Annotated in this window: 16 protein-coding genes; 8 read left to right on the top strand and 8 right to left on the bottom strand. The window is 70.6% G+C overall.

Going from position 1 to position 14,648, the window contains the following annotated elements; genetic code table 11:
• The first annotated feature begins 14 nt into the window (after nt 1-14).
• The 3 genes from murQ to AB0J16_RS54850 all read left to right on the top strand — a co-directional run bounded on the left by murQ (nt 15) and on the right by AB0J16_RS54850 (nt 3,196).
• Nucleotides 15-914: an N-acetylmuramic acid 6-phosphate etherase gene (gene murQ / locus AB0J16_RS54860; protein ID WP_358555818.1), complete on the top strand. Its 900-nt coding sequence runs from the start codon at nt 15-17 to the stop codon at nt 912-914.
• A gap of 169 nt (nt 915-1,083) precedes the next feature.
• A complete protein-coding gene (locus AB0J16_RS54855; protein WP_358555815.1) occupies nt 1,084-2,139 on the top strand; it encodes a serine hydrolase domain-containing protein in 1,056 nt (351 codons plus the stop codon).
• Nucleotides 2,140-2,224: 85 nt separating this feature from the next.
• Nucleotides 2,225-3,196: an aldo/keto reductase gene (locus AB0J16_RS54850; RefSeq protein WP_358555813.1), complete on the top strand. Its 972-nt coding sequence runs from the start codon at nt 2,225-2,227 to the stop codon at nt 3,194-3,196.
• A gap of 9 nt (nt 3,197-3,205) precedes the next feature.
• On the opposite strand, the gene AB0J16_RS54845 is transcribed toward AB0J16_RS54850, so the two are convergent.
• Nucleotides 3,206-3,577, bottom strand: a complete 372-nt coding sequence (locus tag AB0J16_RS54845) for a hypothetical protein (protein ID WP_358555810.1) — start codon at nt 3,575-3,577, stop codon at nt 3,206-3,208.
• 18 nt (nt 3,578-3,595) lie between these two features.
• Entirely contained in the window at nt 3,596-4,687 is a 1,092-nt protein-coding gene (locus tag AB0J16_RS54840; protein WP_358555807.1) for a YafY family protein, read from the bottom strand.
• Between the two features lie 61 nt (nt 4,688-4,748).
• Between AB0J16_RS54840 and AB0J16_RS54835 the strand changes: the two genes are divergently transcribed.
• Complete coding sequence (locus AB0J16_RS54835) at nt 4,749-5,318, top strand: DinB family protein (protein WP_358555804.1); 570 nt, start codon at nt 4,749-4,751, stop codon at nt 5,316-5,318.
• On the opposite strand, the gene AB0J16_RS54830 is transcribed toward AB0J16_RS54835, so the two are convergent.
• The gene (locus AB0J16_RS54830; RefSeq protein ID WP_358555801.1) at nt 5,315-6,214 is read right to left on the bottom strand and encodes a TIGR03619 family F420-dependent LLM class oxidoreductase; all 900 of its coding nucleotides are present in this window, start codon (nt 6,212-6,214) and stop codon (nt 5,315-5,317) included. The genes AB0J16_RS54835 and AB0J16_RS54830 overlap by 4 nt on opposite strands.
• Nucleotides 6,215-6,232: 18 nt before the next feature.
• Between AB0J16_RS54830 and AB0J16_RS54825 the strand changes: the two genes are divergently transcribed.
• Together AB0J16_RS54825 and AB0J16_RS54820 are read left to right on the top strand one after the other, a co-directional pair.
• The gene (locus AB0J16_RS54825; protein WP_358555798.1) at nt 6,233-7,087 is read left to right on the top strand and encodes a phosphotransferase; all 855 of its coding nucleotides are present in this window, start codon (nt 6,233-6,235) and stop codon (nt 7,085-7,087) included.
• A gap of 54 nt (nt 7,088-7,141) precedes the next feature.
• Nucleotides 7,142-7,402 carry a zf-TFIIB domain-containing protein gene (locus AB0J16_RS54820; RefSeq protein WP_358432879.1) on the top strand — a complete coding sequence of 87 codons (261 nt, stop codon included), beginning with the start codon at nt 7,142-7,144 and terminating at the stop codon, nt 7,400-7,402.
• 116 nt (nt 7,403-7,518) lie between these two features.
• Here AB0J16_RS54820 and AB0J16_RS54815 read toward each other — a convergent pair whose 3' ends face one another.
• The 3 genes from AB0J16_RS54815 to AB0J16_RS54805 all read right to left on the bottom strand — a co-directional run bounded on the left by AB0J16_RS54815 (nt 7,519) and on the right by AB0J16_RS54805 (nt 10,871).
• Complete coding sequence (locus AB0J16_RS54815) at nt 7,519-8,511, bottom strand: hypothetical protein (protein ID WP_358555795.1); 993 nt, start codon at nt 8,509-8,511, stop codon at nt 7,519-7,521.
• Nucleotides 8,512-8,548: 37 nt separating this feature from the next.
• Nucleotides 8,549-10,129: an ABC-F family ATP-binding cassette domain-containing protein gene (locus tag AB0J16_RS54810; RefSeq protein WP_358555792.1), complete on the bottom strand. Its 1,581-nt coding sequence runs from the start codon at nt 10,127-10,129 to the stop codon at nt 8,549-8,551.
• A 220-nt stretch (nt 10,130-10,349) separates the two neighbouring features.
• Nucleotides 10,350-10,871, bottom strand: a complete 522-nt coding sequence (locus AB0J16_RS54805; protein ID WP_357946081.1) for a CGNR zinc finger domain-containing protein — start codon at nt 10,869-10,871, stop codon at nt 10,350-10,352.
• Nucleotides 10,872-10,896: 25 nt separating this feature from the next.
• Between AB0J16_RS54805 and AB0J16_RS54800 the strand changes: the two genes are divergently transcribed.
• Nucleotides 10,897-11,067, top strand: a complete 171-nt coding sequence (locus tag AB0J16_RS54800; protein WP_357946078.1) for a hypothetical protein — start codon at nt 10,897-10,899, stop codon at nt 11,065-11,067.
• Nucleotides 11,068-11,138: 71 nt separating this feature from the next.
• Nucleotides 11,139-12,902: a long-chain fatty acid--CoA ligase gene (locus AB0J16_RS54795; protein WP_358555789.1), complete on the top strand. Its 1,764-nt coding sequence runs from the start codon at nt 11,139-11,141 to the stop codon at nt 12,900-12,902.
• Between the two features lie 10 nt (nt 12,903-12,912).
• Here the strand turns inward: AB0J16_RS54795 and AB0J16_RS54790 are convergent, their stop codons facing one another.
• Together AB0J16_RS54790 and AB0J16_RS54785 are read right to left on the bottom strand one after the other, a co-directional pair.
• Complete coding sequence (locus AB0J16_RS54790) at nt 12,913-14,007, bottom strand: acyltransferase family protein (protein WP_358555786.1); 1,095 nt, start codon at nt 14,005-14,007, stop codon at nt 12,913-12,915.
• The gene (locus AB0J16_RS54785) at nt 14,007-14,624 is read right to left on the bottom strand and encodes a TetR family transcriptional regulator (RefSeq protein WP_358555783.1); all 618 of its coding nucleotides are present in this window, start codon (nt 14,622-14,624) and stop codon (nt 14,007-14,009) included. Before AB0J16_RS54785 ends, AB0J16_RS54790 begins: the two co-directional genes overlap by 1 nt.
• Nucleotides 14,625-14,648 lie beyond the last annotated feature (24 nt).

The following is a 14,648-nucleotide window of genomic DNA, read 5'->3' as shown; positions in this document are numbered from 1 at the left end:
TGGAAATTAGCGTCATGATTGATCCGCTCCCCGAGCTGCCCACCGAACAGAGCGATCCCCGCTACAGCCAGATCGACCGGCTGCCGACAGAGCAGGTCGCCCGGCTGATGAACCAGGCCGACGCCGCCGTGCCCGCCGCGGTCGCCGTCGCGATTCCGGTCATCTCCGCCGCCATCGACGCGATCGCCGCGCGCATGGCGGAGGGCGGGCGGCTGCTGTACGTCGGCGCCGGTACGTCGGGGCGGCTGGCCGTGCTCGACGCCTCCGAGTGCCCGCCGACGTTCGGCACCGATCCGTCGCTCGTCCAGGGCATCATCGCGGGCGGTCTGGACGCGCTCACCCGCTCTGTCGAGGGCGCGGAGGACGACGCCGAAGCGGGCGCCGCCTCGCTCGCGGAGCTGGAGGTGGGCCCGCTCGACTCGGTGGTGGGCGTGTCGGCCAGCGGGCGGGCGCCTTTCGTGCTCGGCGCGCTGGCGGAGGCGTCCCGGCGGGACGCGCTGACCGTCAGCCTTTCGTGCAACGACGGTGCGCCCCTGTCGGCCGCCGCCGAGCACGCGATCGAGGTGGTGGTGGGTCCCGAGGTGGTGACCGGCTCCACCCGGCTCAAGGCGGGCACGGCTCAGAAGCTGGTGCTCAACATGATCTCCACCATCTCCATGGTCCGGCTCGGCCGTACGTACGGCAACAAGATGATCGAGATGTCGGCGATGAACAGCAAGCTGGCGGACCGGGCGCTCCGCATGGTGCGCGACATCACCGGCGCCGACAACGACACGGCGGGCAAGGCGCTGGACGCGGCGGGCGGACAGGCGAAGATAGCGGTGCTGATGATCCAGCATGGGCTCGACGCCGACGGGGCCCGCGCCCTGCTGGAATCGCACGGCGAGCGGCTGAGCGACGCGCTGAGCAGCTGAGAGCGACGTGCTGAGCAGCTGAGCGACTGAGCGACGTGCTGAGCGGCTGAGCGACTGACGGGCTGTATCACGGGCCGGACTGCTTGACGGACCGGATTCCTGTACGGCCCGGAACTGCTCGTGGGCGCGGTGAACCCACGAGCCGGCGGACTTACGGGGAGGCTGAACGATGTCCGATCGGCTGGACGCGATCCTGGCGGACGGCGTGCCGCGCGTGTGCTCGGCGGCGGTGGCGGTGATCTCCGTGGACGGCTCGGTGGCGGCCTCGGCCGTCGCCGGGGAGCTCGTCCGCTATGCCGATCTGGAGGGCACCCTGACCGCCGAGCGGCCGGCGGCGGCCCGCGACTCGGTCTTCGATCTGGCCTCGATCAGCAAGCTGTTCACCACGGCCGTGGTGCTGTCGCTGGCCGAGGAGAGCCGCCTGGACCTCGACGAGCCGGTGGCGGCCTGGCTGCCGGGCGCCGACCCCCGGGTCACCCTGCGACGCCTGCTCACGCACACGGCCGGCCTGCGGCCCACCCGCCGCATAGACCTCGAACTACCCGGCGCCGATCCGGCCGCGCGCATGGCGGCGATGGTCGGCACCCCGGTCACCGGCCCGGTCGGCGGGCCGTACCTCTACAGCGACGTGGGCATGGTCATGGTGGGCCGCATCGCCGAACTGGCGGGCGGCGCGCCGCTGGACGCGCTGGTCGGCGAACGGGTCACCGGCGTACTCGGCCTGACCGACACCGGCTACCGCCCAGGCCCGGCGACGCTCCCGCGCGTCGCCGCCACCGAGTGGAAGCCCGAACGCCAGGGACCCGGCTGCGTGCGCGGCGAGGTGCACGACGAGACCGCGTACGGCCTGGGCGGTGTGGCGGGGCACGCGGGGGTGTTCGCGACGGCCGACGACCTGCTGACGTTCGGCGAGACACTGCGGCTGGGCGGTGGCGCGATGCTGCGCCCGGAGACCGTGGCCGAGATGGTCCGCGACCAGGGAGCGGAGGGCGCGGCGTTCCGGCACGGCCTCGGCGTGCGGATCGGCGACCCGGCCATCGTGGGACCGCTGGACGCCGCCTTCGGCCATTCCGGCTTCACCGGCACCTCGCTGGTCGTCGACCCGGCCCGCCGGCTGACCGTGGTGCTGCTGACGAACGCCGTACACCCGGTGCGGGGACGCGACGGCATCCGCGGCCTGCGTCACGCGGTCGCGGGAGAGGCGCTCCGGCTCGCGGCGTCCTGACACCGGACCCCCATCGCTCCTGGTCAAAGCGCTGGTGTGACATCATCCCGAGCGGTATACCGACTATGAAAGCAGGGGCGCCGAGATGCGTGATGAGCTGGCTGTGCGGCCGATGGGGCGGAGCGGGTTGCCGGTCACGCCGGTGGGGATCGGGTTGGCCGCGCTGGGCCGGCCGGCGTACATCACACTCGGCCGGGACGAAGATCTCGGCGGTGATCGCAGCGTCGCCGCGATGCGGGCGCGGACCTGGGCGGTGCTGGATGCGGCGCTGGCGGCCGGCGTACGGTACTTCGACGTGGCCCGCTCCTACGGCAGAGCCGAGGAGTTCCTCGGCGGCTGGCTACGTGAGCGCGCCATCGCGCCCGGGGCCGTGACCGTGGGGTCGAAGTGGGGGTACGCCTACGTCGGCGACTGGCGGATGGACGCCGACCGGCATGAGGTGAAGGAACTGTCCGCCGATCGGCTGCGCCACCAACTGGACCAGACCCGAGCACTGCTGGGCGAGCACCTTTCGCTCTACCAGATCCACTCGGCCACCGTCGAAAGCGGCGTGCTCGGCGACGAGGACATCCTGGCCGAACTACGCGAGTTGCGCGCCGGGGGCGTCTCGGTCGGCCTGTCCACGACCGGCCCGCACCAGGCGGACACCATCGACCGGGCGATCGAGATCGGCCTGTTCGACACGATCCAGGCCACCTGGAACCTGCTGGAGCGAGCCGCCGGCCCCGCCTTGGCCCGGGCGCACCGGTCCGGCCTGGGCGTGATCGTCAAGGAGGGCGTGGCGAACGGCCGCCTGACCTCCCACGCCGCCCCTCCGGCGCTCGTCCGTGCCGCCGGGGAGCGCGGTCTCGCGCCGGACGCACTGGCCTTGGCCGCCGTCCTCGCGCAACCGTGGGCCGGCGTGGTGCTCAGCGGGGCCGCCTCGGTGGATCAGTTCCACAGCAACCTGACCGCGATCGGGGTCGGCTGGGACACGGAACTGGACGAGCGCCTGGCCACGCTGACCGAGGACCCCCAGACCTACTGGACGACGCGAAGCTCGCTGAAGTGGCAGTGATCGCTCAGGTCAGCCGCGAAGCAGATCGAGGATGTGCGGCCAGGCGGCCGCTCCAAGCTCGGCGTCGTCGGCGGCGTCACCCCCGTAAAGGAACCGCGGCCCTTCGGGAGCCGGGCCTTCACCTGGAAGACGTGGGCGATGGCCGGCTTCGGCCCGGCTGATCAGGCGAGCGGTGCCGCGACGGGCCACGAGTCGCTCGGCGAACGGGAGGGGCGGCCACATCGCATCATCCCCTCCCGCCACCAGCAGCACGTCGGCCCTGCTCTCCTCGATGGGGATCTCGGCGGCCGGGAGCAGGCCGGCGAACGTCCGCTCGAACCCGCCAGAACAAGAACGCCCGTGTGGCCGATGACGTCTGGAGTGATCAGGACGCCTTCCCACGGCTCGATCAGTTCCTGCTCATGCATGTTCATCCTCACCTCGTTCATCCTCACCTCGTTCATCCTCACCTCGTTCAACCTCACCTCGTTCAACCTCACCTCGTTCAACCTCACCTCGTTCAACCTCACCTCGTTCAACCTCACCATGTCCGTCAGCCGTTCCGGCCATCGCCGCGAGGCGGCGGGCGAGTAAGGCGCTGGCCTCCCGCAGCTCCGGAGGTTCCAGCACCTGCGCTTCGAAGCCCAGTCGGGCCACGTGCACGGCGAGCCAGTCCAGGCTCTCCCCACCGGCGACGAGCACGCACCATCCGTCGCGATCGTCCTCGACCCGCCCCACCTGGGGCGGCACCAGCTCCCGCACCTCGTCGGGCCGGGCGTGCACCCGCACCCGGGCGAGATACGGGTACGGCGCCTCGGTCACGGACCGCTGCACGTAGGCGACCGGGTCCGGATGCTCCCTCGCGCGGAAGCGCCAAGTCGTCGCCAGCACCTCACTCATCCGGTCCAGCCGGAAGGTGCGCCAGTCGTCGCGGTCGACGTCCCAGGCCATCAGGTACCAGCGGCGGGCGGTGGCGACCATCCGTACCGGCTCGACCGTGCGTTCGCGCTCCGCGCCGGCGCGTCCGGCGTATCGGAATCGCACCCGCACGGCGTCGCGACAGGCCCGCGCGAGCGTCACCAGCAGCTCCGCGTCGATCTCGGTCCCAGGGCCGACGAGGGTCTCGGTGGCGCCGTGCACCGCCCGTACCTCGGCCCGTAACCGGGGTGGCATCACCTGGTCGAGCTTCGCGAGCGCCCGCAGTGCCGCCTCCCCCGCCCCGGCGACCGTGCCCCCCGACGCCATCCGCAGGGACACCGCGGTCGCGATCGCTTCCTCGTCGTCGAGGAGCAGCGGCGGCAGCCGGGTGCCCGCGCCGAGCTGGTAGCCGCCGCCGACGCCCGCCGTCGCGTGCACGGGGTAGCCGACCGCGCGCAGCCGTTCCACGTCGCGGCGCACCGAGCGGTCGGTGACCCCCAGTTCGGCGGCCAGCTCAGTGGCGGTCCAGGACGGCCGGTGCTGCAGCAGCGCCAGCAGCCGCAGCACCCGCTCGGTCGTCGCCTCGACAGTCACGCGCTCATCGTTCCACGGATAGCGGAACGATCCTGTCCGCTATCTGCGGCAGGCTGGACCCATGACCGACCAGACCTGGAACACCCTGCTCCGAGATCAGACCGACTGGCACTGGACCCATCAGGTGCGCGAACGCCTCGACGGGCTCACCGACGAGGAGTACTTCTGGGAGCCCGCGCCCGGCTGCTGGAGCGTGCGCCCGCGCGGCACCGGCGACGCGCCGGTGCGGGCCGGGTCCGGCGCGATGACCATCGACTTCGCGATACCGATGCCCGATCCGCCGCCGTTCACGACGATCGCCTGGCGGCTCGGGCACGTGATCGTCGGCGTGCTCGCGGTGCGCAACGCCGCGCACTTCGGTCGCGCGCCCACCGACTACCAGTCGTTCGAGTACGCCGCGACCGCGGACGAGGCGCTGGCCCAGCTCGACGCGGAGTACGCCACCTGGCTGGCCGGGGTCGAGTCCCTCGGCGAAGCCGGCCTCGCCCGCCCGTGCGGGAAGGCGGAGGGACCGTACGCCAAGTATCCGCTGTCCGCGCTGGTGCTGCACATCAACCGCGAGCTGATCCACCACCTGGCCGAGGTATGCCTGCTCCGCGACCTCCACCTGCACACCCGGCAGCGCGCCTAGGCGGAGGGTGCCAGGGCCTCCAGGGCCTCCTCCGCGCGGCGCATCGCCTCCTTGGCGTCGCAGGTGACGATCTCCGGGTCGAAGTTCAGGTCGTGGAAGACCTCCGTGACCCCCTGGGCCGCCAGTTCGCCGACGTCCGCCCTGATCTGCTCGTAAGTGCCCGTCAGTGGCTGCCGATCCGCAGCGTCTTCCGGGCGTACGCGGGTCACGCCCCGGCAGACGAAGCGGAGCGCGTCGGCGTCGCGGCGGCCCGCCTCCGCTGCCGCCGACTTGATCAGCTCGATCCGCCCGGCGACCGCCGACAGGTCCTCCCGGCTCGAACTGATCCAGCCGTCCGCGAGCCGCCCGGCCCGCCGTAGCGCGACGTCGGCGGTGCCGCCGAGCAGGATGGGCGGCGCCGGCGACGGCTTGGGGTCGATGTGGGAGCGCGGCACCTGGTAGAACTCCCCGTGGTGCTCGACCACCTCGTCCTGCCACGCCTTGCGCAGGACCTGGACGAACTCCTCCCCCCTGCGCCCCCGATGCTCGAAGCCGACCCCCGCCGCCTCGAACTCCTCCCGCAGCCACCCCAGCCCGAGCCCGGCCGTCAGCCTGCCCATGGAGACGCTCTGCAGCGTCGCGAGCTGCTTGGCCAGCGGCACCGGCTGGACGAAGGCGTTGACGATCGCCACGCCCAGCCGGATCGTGCTGGTCACCCCGGCCAGGTAGGCGAGCGTCACGAGCGGGTCGTGCACGCTGCGATATGTCGGTCCCATCGGATGTCCCACCGGATAGAGCACCCGCTGGAAGGTCCAGAGCTCGTGATATCCCAGCTCCTCGGCGCGGGCGGCGACGCGACGCATGTTGCCCGGCGTGGCCCATGGCCCGGATTGGGGCACGGCGAAACCTATTCTCATGACCTCTAGTCTGTACGAGTGGCTCTGGAGGAGGAGCTGGCGGGGATCGCCGGCGCTTATGGCGGCACGGGCGACATCGTGCGCCATCCGACGCGTACGGACGTGGTGGTCCTGCGCCGGGGCGAGGTGGTGGTGAAGGCGCACTCGGCGCGCGATGAGGTGGAGTCGCTGCGGCCGAGGCTGCGCGCGGCCGCGTCGGCGGCGCTGAGCGGCCTGATGCTGGCGCCGCTGGATCCCGAGGTGCTGACGGTGGCGGGCCGTGCCGTCACGGTGTGGCCGGCGGGCCGTCCGGTCTCCCAGGACGCCCCCGACTCCGCGCCCTGGGAGGAGGGGGCCAGGCTGCTCGCCCGGTTACACGCCGTACCCCTGACGCTGTTACCGCCGCTGCCCGCGGCCGGCGGACCGGCTCGGGCCGCCCGCGCGGTGCGGCGGATGCCCGGCGACGGTCCCGTCGAGCAGCTCGTACGCCGGGCGTTCAGCGAGCTCCCCGAGCCCGAGCCGGGCCCCGGGCTGCTCACCCACGGCGACTGGCACCTGGGCCAGCTCGTCTGCCGCGACCGCTGGCTGCTCATCGACGTCGACGACCTGGGCGTCGGCGACCCCGCCTGGGACCTGGCCAGACCGGCCGCCTGGTACGCCGCGGGGCTGCTCGACCCGGCCATCTGGGACCGGTTCCTGGGCGCCTACCTCGCCTCCGGCGGGCCCGCGCTCGGCCGGGGCGACGATCCGTGGCAATGGCTGGACCTTCCCGCCCGGGCGCTGACCGTGCAACTGGCCGCCGTGGCGGTGCTCAACGCCTTCCGGGAGCGTCGGGAACTGGACGAGGTGGAGCATTCGTTGGTCGAGTCGTGCAACAGAATCGTCCGAGCGTGACGGTGTTTCGCGCGGTAGGTTCTTCCCTAAACTCCAAGCCGAGGAGAGCGTGAAATGCAGTGCCCGAAGTGCCGCGGCAATATGCGGACATATGAGCGTAATGGCGTCCACATCGAGCAGTGCGACAACTGCCGGGGGATCTTCCTCGACTATGGCGAGCTCGAGACGCTGACCCGGATGGAGTCGCAGTACCACGCCGCTCCGCCGCCCGCGCCGGGCCCGGCGTGGGGTGCTCCGCAGCACCACGGTGGCGGCCACCACTACGGCCACCACCGTGGCCAGCGCAGCTGGGTGGGCATGCTGTTCTCGACCTGATCCAGGTCTCGGCCTGATCCAGGTCTCGGCCTGATCCAGGTCTCGGCCTGATCCAGGTCTGCTCCCCCGATCCAGCGGGCCGCGTACTCCAACTCCAAGTACGCGGCCCCGGCCCGTCAGTGCGGGAACTGCTCCGGATCCACGTCGGAGGTGCGGGCGTTGCCGCCGGAGATGGCGTGCAGCGTGACCCGCCAGTCGTGCCAGCGGATCTGCGTCGCGGTGAACGTGGTCTTGAACTTCACCGTCTTCTGGAACCGCTCGAAACTGCACTCACGGGTGAACGACTTGCTCTTGCCGTCCCAGTCCACGCCGTGCGTGAAGAAGATCTTGTAGCTGCCGTCGCGCACGCCCCTGACCTTGAACTTCGTCTTCTTGCGCACGTACACGCTGAACGCCGTTGACTTGCCCTTCAGGACGGTGACGACCGCGTCGCGGGTGCCGCCGTTGTCGATCTGCAGCGAGCTGCGGCCCGACATGCTGGTCTTGCGTAGATAGTGGCCGTTGCCAAGCCGCCTCGACTGCTTGCCCTTGGCCTTCACGGTGACCACGTCGGCCGGATAGCCACCGGCGCCCTGCAGTGCCTCGCCCGCCTGGTCGAGCGAGTCGAGCCGGTCGCCCAGGTCGGTCAGCACGGCCGACGACGTGCACAGGTTGCCGCTGCGGACCTTGCCCGCCGTGGTGCCGAGCTGGGTGGCGAATTCGCGCAGGCTGGCCACGTACGCGTCGTGCTGGGCGCGTACCTGCTGCGGCGGCGCGATGGCGGTCAGCTCGTTGGCGGCGCCCAGCAGTTGCTCCTGGGCGCTCTGCACGCGCTGGTTGAGCGTCTTGACGGTACGGGCGCCGGCCATGGCGTTGATCGCGTCGAGCATGGCCTTGTGCTTGGTGCCCAGCTCGCTCTTGTACGCCTCGGCGGTCAGCGCGGCCGGGCCGGTCGGGCCGCTGCTCTGCGGGGTGGCGGGACCGGAGTTCGCGACGATCGAGCCGGTGCCGCCACCGACACCGCTCACACTGGCCTCGCCGCCGCTCGGCCGCTGGGGCGTGGCGGAGCACGCGGCCAGTGTGAGGGTCGCGAGCGCGAGCGTGGAACAGATCAAGCGAGGGGGAGCCACGTGCCACACTATCGCCGGATTGATCCCCACCCGTCAATTACGATTCGGTCAGTCCCTCCTCGCGGTCCTGCCGCAGCCACCTGGTCAAACCGAGCATCTCCAGGAAGGGCAGATCGTGGCTGGCCACGATCAGCGCCCCCCGGTAGGCGGCGAGCGCCTGCGCCAGCTGGCGGACGCTGGGCATGTCGAGATTGTTGGTCGGCTCGTCGAGCAGGAGCAGCTGCGGCGGCGGCTCCGCCGACAGCAACGCCGCCAGGGTCGCGCGGAACCGCTCGCCGCCCGACAGCGTGCCCACCGGCCGCGCCACCCGATCTCCCCGGAACAGGAACCGCGCCAGGCGGGCGCGTACCTCGTTCACCGGCGCGGCCGGCGCCAGCGCGCGGACGTTGTCGAGCACGCTCAGCGAGTCGTCGAGCAGGTCGAGCCGCTGGGCCAGGTAGCGGACCGGGACGTTCGCCCCGTGTTCGGTGATGCGCCGCAGCAGGGTGGTCTTGCCGGACCCGTTGGGGCCGAGCAGCGCGATCCGCTCGGGTCCGCGCACGACCAGCTGCTTCAGCGCCTGATCGGACTCACGCGTCGTACGGGACAGCGGGAGTTCCAGGACGACCCGACCGGCGGGCACCACGGTGCCCGGTAGCTTGATGCGGATCTCCGCGTCGTCGCGGACCGCCTGCTCGGCCTCGGTCAGCCGGTCACGGGCCTCCTCCAGCTTCTCGGCATGCATGTTGCGGTGCTTGCCCGCCGACACCTGGGCCTGGCGCTTGCGCGCCTGCATGATGATCTTCGGTTCGCGCTTGCTGGCGTACATCTTCGCGCCGTAGCGCTGACGCCGGTCGAGCTTGGTGCCGGCCTCGACCAGCTCGCGCTGCTGCCGCTTCACATCGGCCTCGGCGACCCGGACGCCGCGTTCCGCAGCCTCCTGCTCGGCGGCGAGGATCTCCTCGTACGCGCTCAGGTTGCCGCCGTAGCGGCGGACGGTGCCTTCGCGCAGGTCGGCGATGCGGTCGACGAGCTCTAGCAGCGCCCGGTCGTGGCTGACGACCACCATCACCCCCGGCCACGCGGCGACCGCGGCGTAGAGGCGCCGCCGCGCGTCGAGGTCGAGGTTGTTGGTGGGCTCGTCGAGCAGCAGGACGTCGGGCCGCTTGAGGAACTGGGCGGCCAGCGCGACCATGACGGTCTCGCCGCCCGACAACGTGGCGACGGTACGGTCGAGCTCCACGTGGCCGAGGCCGAGTGGGTCCAGCTCGGCCCGCGCGCGCTCCTCCACGTCCCAGCCGTCGCCGACGGCCGTGAAGTGCTCCTCGGCGACGTCACCGGCCTCGATGGCGTGCAGCGCCGTCCGGGCCGCGCTGATGCCGAGCAGGTCGGAGACGGTACGGGCGGCGTTCAGGGAGAGGCTCTGCGGCAGGTAGCCCACCTCTCCCATGACCGAGACGGATCCGGCAGAGGGGGTCAGCTCGCCGGCGATGATCCTGAGCAGGGTGGACTTGCCGGAGCCGTTGGCCCCGATCAGGCCGGTGCGCCCGGCCGGGAAGGCGGCGTCGAGGCCGTCGAGCACAGGGGTGCCGTCGGACCAGGCGAAGGACACGCCGTCGACGACGATGGAGAATGACATGAGGTGGCTCCCGTCACAAAGATCGAAATTTCGTGACTTGGCGGGAACACCGCTGAATACGACGCCTGATGACGACAGCTGGATGCGACAAAGGATCGTACGCCGAAGGAATCGGCCAGGTGCGGTGCCCGCGACCTCAGACCCTCACGTCAACTGCCCCCAGGGCTCGGCGATACGTCGCAGAGGACTGTACCCGGCCGGAAATCATCCGGCAACGCATTTATCCGGCAAGGCCCCTGGCCCGATGGGCCGCCACGTTCACCCGGTTGGCGCAGGCCAGCGAGCAGAACCGGCGCCGACCGTTGCGCGAGGTGTCGACGTAGACCGTCTCGCACCCCGGCCTGTCGCACCGGCCGAGCCGGCGCCCGTCGGAGAAGGAGATGGCCATGGCCAGCCCGCCCGCGGTGGTGTCCTTCGCCCTGCTGACGATGTCGGCGTCGACGGAGAAGAAGTGCAGGTGCGGCTCGCGGCCGTCGTGCGCGCTCACATAGGGCTTGGACGCCGTGATGTCGAGCAGGTCGTTGATCAGCTTGATCTGGGTGTCCTGGTCCTGCTCGCCGAAGAGCGGGGCGAGGCGGTGCCGCCACTCCGCCAGTTCGGCCGCCTGCTCGGGCGTGACCTGCGGGCGGAGCATGGCGTGCTCGGCGAGCATCGCCTCGACCGCCTCCGGCCGGAAGTCGGTGCCGTTGACCAGGGCGGCCGCCAGGGCGGCGCCATTGCCTCCGTAAGCATTGAAATGCATAAGACCATTACATCAGTCTGGAGTCATGCATTCCAGAGACCTCCACGATCCGCTGGCTCTCGCCGTCGTCTCCTCCCACATGACCTCCGAGGGCGTCGTGTCCTACCTGCGCTGCGCCTGCGGCGCGTGGGAGGTGCGGACCGCGCGCCTGGTCGGCACCGCCCGCCCGCGCGGCGGCGTACGGCAGCACGTCTGACGATCAGGCATCGACTGGCATGGGGGACGGCACCTAGAGTCGGCAGCAACGTCCCCACCAGGAGGCCAGGCATGTCCAGCATCCCCGCCCTGCTGCGCGACCGGATCTCGGCCACCCCCGACGCGGCCGCCTATCTGGTGCCGTCGGACGACGGCTGGACCTCACTGTCCTGGCGGGAGGTCGGCGAACGCGTACGCGGGCTCACGCTCGGCCTGGCCGCCCTGGGCGCCGGTCCGGGCACCCGCGTGTCGATCCTCTGCTCCACCCGGCTCGAATGGGTGCTCACCGACCTGGCCGTGCTGTCCACCGGGGCCGCGACCACCACGATCTACCCGTCCAACACCGCCGCCGAGTCGGCCTTCGTCATCACCGACTCCGGCAGCACGATCGTCGTCGCCGAGAACGACGACCAGGTGGCCAAGCTGAGGTCCGTACAGAAGGAGCTGCCGGACGTCACCCAGGTGATCGTCATCGACGGCGCGCCCGCCGACGACGGCTGGGTGGTCACGCTCGACTCGCTGAGCACGCGCGGCGCCGGCCACGGCGACTATGACGCGATGGTCGACGCCATCGGTGAGCACGATCTGGCCACGCTCATCTACACCTCCGGCACCACCGGCCGCCCCAAGGGGGTGGAGCTGACCCACGACAACTGGCTGTACGCGGCCGACGCGGTCCGCAAGATCGAGCTGATCTCCGAAGACGACCTGCACTTCCTCTGGCTGCCGCTGTCGCACTCGTTCGGCAAGCTGCTGGAGGTGGTGATGATCGACATCGGCGTGGCCACCGCGATCGACGGCCGTCTCGACCGCATCGCCGACAACCTCGGCACGCTCAAGCCGACCATCATGGCCGCCGCGCCGCGCATCTTCGAGAAGATCCACAACACCGTGGCGTCCACGGTGGCGCGCGAGGGCGGCGTCAAGGCGCGCATCTTCGCCTGGGCCAGGAAAACGGGCATCCGGGTCAGCAAGGCGCGCCAGCGCGGCGCCGCGATCCCGCTCAGCGTCCGCCTGGAGTACGGGCTGGCCGACCGGCTGGTGTTCGCCAAGCTGCGGGAGCGGTTCGGCGGCCGGATCCGCTACTTCATCTCCGGCTCGGCGCCGCTCAACCAGGACATCGCCGAGTTCTTCGACGCGGCGGGCCTGACGATCCTCGAAGGCTACGGGCTGACCGAGTCGTCGGCGGGCAGCTTCCTCAACCGGCCGGACTCGGTGAAGTACGGCACGGTCGGGCCGCCGCTCCCCGGCACCAGGGTGCGGATCGCCGAGGACGGGGAGATCCTCATCGGCGGGTGCGGCATCATGCGCGGCTATCACAACCTGCCGGAGGAGACGGCCGAGACGCTGTCGGACGGCTGGCTGCACACCGGCGACATCGGCGAGCTCGACCAGGCCGGGCGGCTGATCATCACCGATCGCAAGAAGGAGCTGATCAAGACCTCGGGCGGCAAGTACGTGGCCCCCACCTACCTGGAGGGCCGCATCAAGGCCACCTGCCCGTACCTGTCGCACGTCTTCGTCCACGGCGACCGGCGCAACTACGTCACGGCGCTGGTGACGCTCGACATGGAGGTCGTCAAGCCCTGGGCCGAGGCCGAGGGACTGCCCCTCGACCCCGAGCGGCTGCGCGAGCATCCGCGCATGCGCGCGGAGGTCGAGAGCGCGGTCAAGCAGGTCAACGCCGATCAGGCCAGCTACGCGACGGTCAAGAAGTTCGCGATCCTGGCGGCGGACTTCACGGTGGAGACGGGCGAGCTCACGCCGAGCCTGAAGGTCAAGCGCAAGGCCGTCGAGGAGCGCTACGGCGACACGCTCGACTCGTTCTACGCGTGATCTTCAGACATCACAGCACCCGTTTGGCGCCCGGCAGCGACCGTACGAGGTAGGCCAGCCCCCAGCAGACCGGCAGCGCGATGACGGCCGCGATGGCGAACTTGACGATCGCGATCGCGTGCAGCCCGCTCAGCGCGTAGCCGATCGCGACCAGGACCAGCGGGTGGATGATGTATACGGTGAACGCCTGGGCCGACAGCCACTTGCCGCGCGGCCCCTGGTGGTTGAAGCGCTCCCTGAAGACCACGGTGAGCCCGATGATCACGCTGACCGCGAAGGCCGACTCCCAGGTGGCGGTCACGGCGGTCGACAGCGTGCCCGTGGTGACCTGCGAGAGCGGCAGCAGCACGGCGCTCACCAGGGCCGCGATGCCGAACCCGAGCGGCCCCGCCTTGGCGGGCAGGGTCATGAACCAGCCGCGTCTGAAGGCGATGAGCCCGACCACGAACATGGCCGCGTACTGCGGCAGGAAGTACGGCGTCGGCAGCCCCAGCACCGGCACATAGGAGCCGACGGGCACCGGGATACGCCACAGCGTGGTGGCCACCGACAGGCCGACGGTGAACAGCACGATCCAGCGCGGCCGCAACACCGAGTGCTCCGCCCCGAACGGCGTCTCGACCGGCGCGCTGAAGCGCCGCCACAGCGCGTAGAGGGCGGCGAACACGATCAGCACCTCGACGAACCACATCGGTCCCGGGTCCCACGACCCGATGTAGTACTGCCAGTACGGCAACGAGGCGTAGTCGGACCGGTAGGAGCCGATCGTCACCAGCGGCCGCAGCACGAGCAGGAAGACCAGCAGCGGGATGCCCAGCCGAATCAGGCGGTCCCGCAGGAACGACCGTCCGCCCTTGCGGTCGTAGGAGCCGGGCGTGAAGAAGCCGGAGATCAGGAAGAAGAAGCCCATGAAGAACGCCTGGTCGAACACCACGAGGATGTCCAGCGCGACCCCCGAGGGGTCCTTGGCGGGCTCGGTGTAGAACCAGAGCGGGATGTTTCCGTAGGTGACCGCGACATGGTGGATGACGACCAGCGCGGTCAGCACGATGCGCAGGTTGTCGATGGCGAAGAGCCGCGTGGCAGTCCTCGGCTCGGTCTTCATTATTTGACAGCCCTCTCGAATAGGTCGGCCAGCTCTCTGGCGTGTGCATCGAGGTCGTGGTCGGGATAGGTCACCCAGTAGCCGAACATGTTGTCGATGGCCGACGACATCGTGACGGCCATCACGCGCACGTCGAACGTCCTGAACTCCCCGGCGGCCTGGCCGGCACGGTAGATCCGCTCCAGCGCCGCGTAGGTCTCCTCGTTGGCCTTGAAGCCGTAGCGCGGCTGGCCGTCGGCGGTGCGCAGGTTGTAGTAGATCTGGCCGAGCGCTCTGAGTTGCGTCCGGTGCTCCTTCATGTGCGAGGCGATGGCCAGGATGTACGTCCTGAGCAGGTCCGTGGCCGATTCCTGCCCCTCCATCCGGGCCCGTACGTGCTCGTCGATCGCGCTGTAGACCTGGTTGACGACCTCCTCCATCAACTCGTCCTTGCCGGCGAAGTGATAGGAGATGACGCCTTTGCTGATGCCGGCGTGCTGGGCGATCCGGGCCAGCGACGCCCCGGCGAACCCGGACTCGGCGATCACCTCGATCGCGGACGCGACGATCTGGGCCCGCCGCGCCTCTTCGATGAACGAACGCGCCTTCTGGCCGCTCGGTTCATTTTCTGACCGCATGGCCAAAATTTAACACATGCGGTC

Source organism: Nonomuraea sp. NPDC049750, assembly GCF_040659625.1.
Classification (GTDB): domain Bacteria; phylum Actinomycetota; class Actinomycetes; order Streptosporangiales; family Streptosporangiaceae; genus Nonomuraea.
The sequence above is the reverse complement of the archived record's forward strand: the minus strand, read 5'-3'. Positions and strand labels throughout refer to the sequence as shown.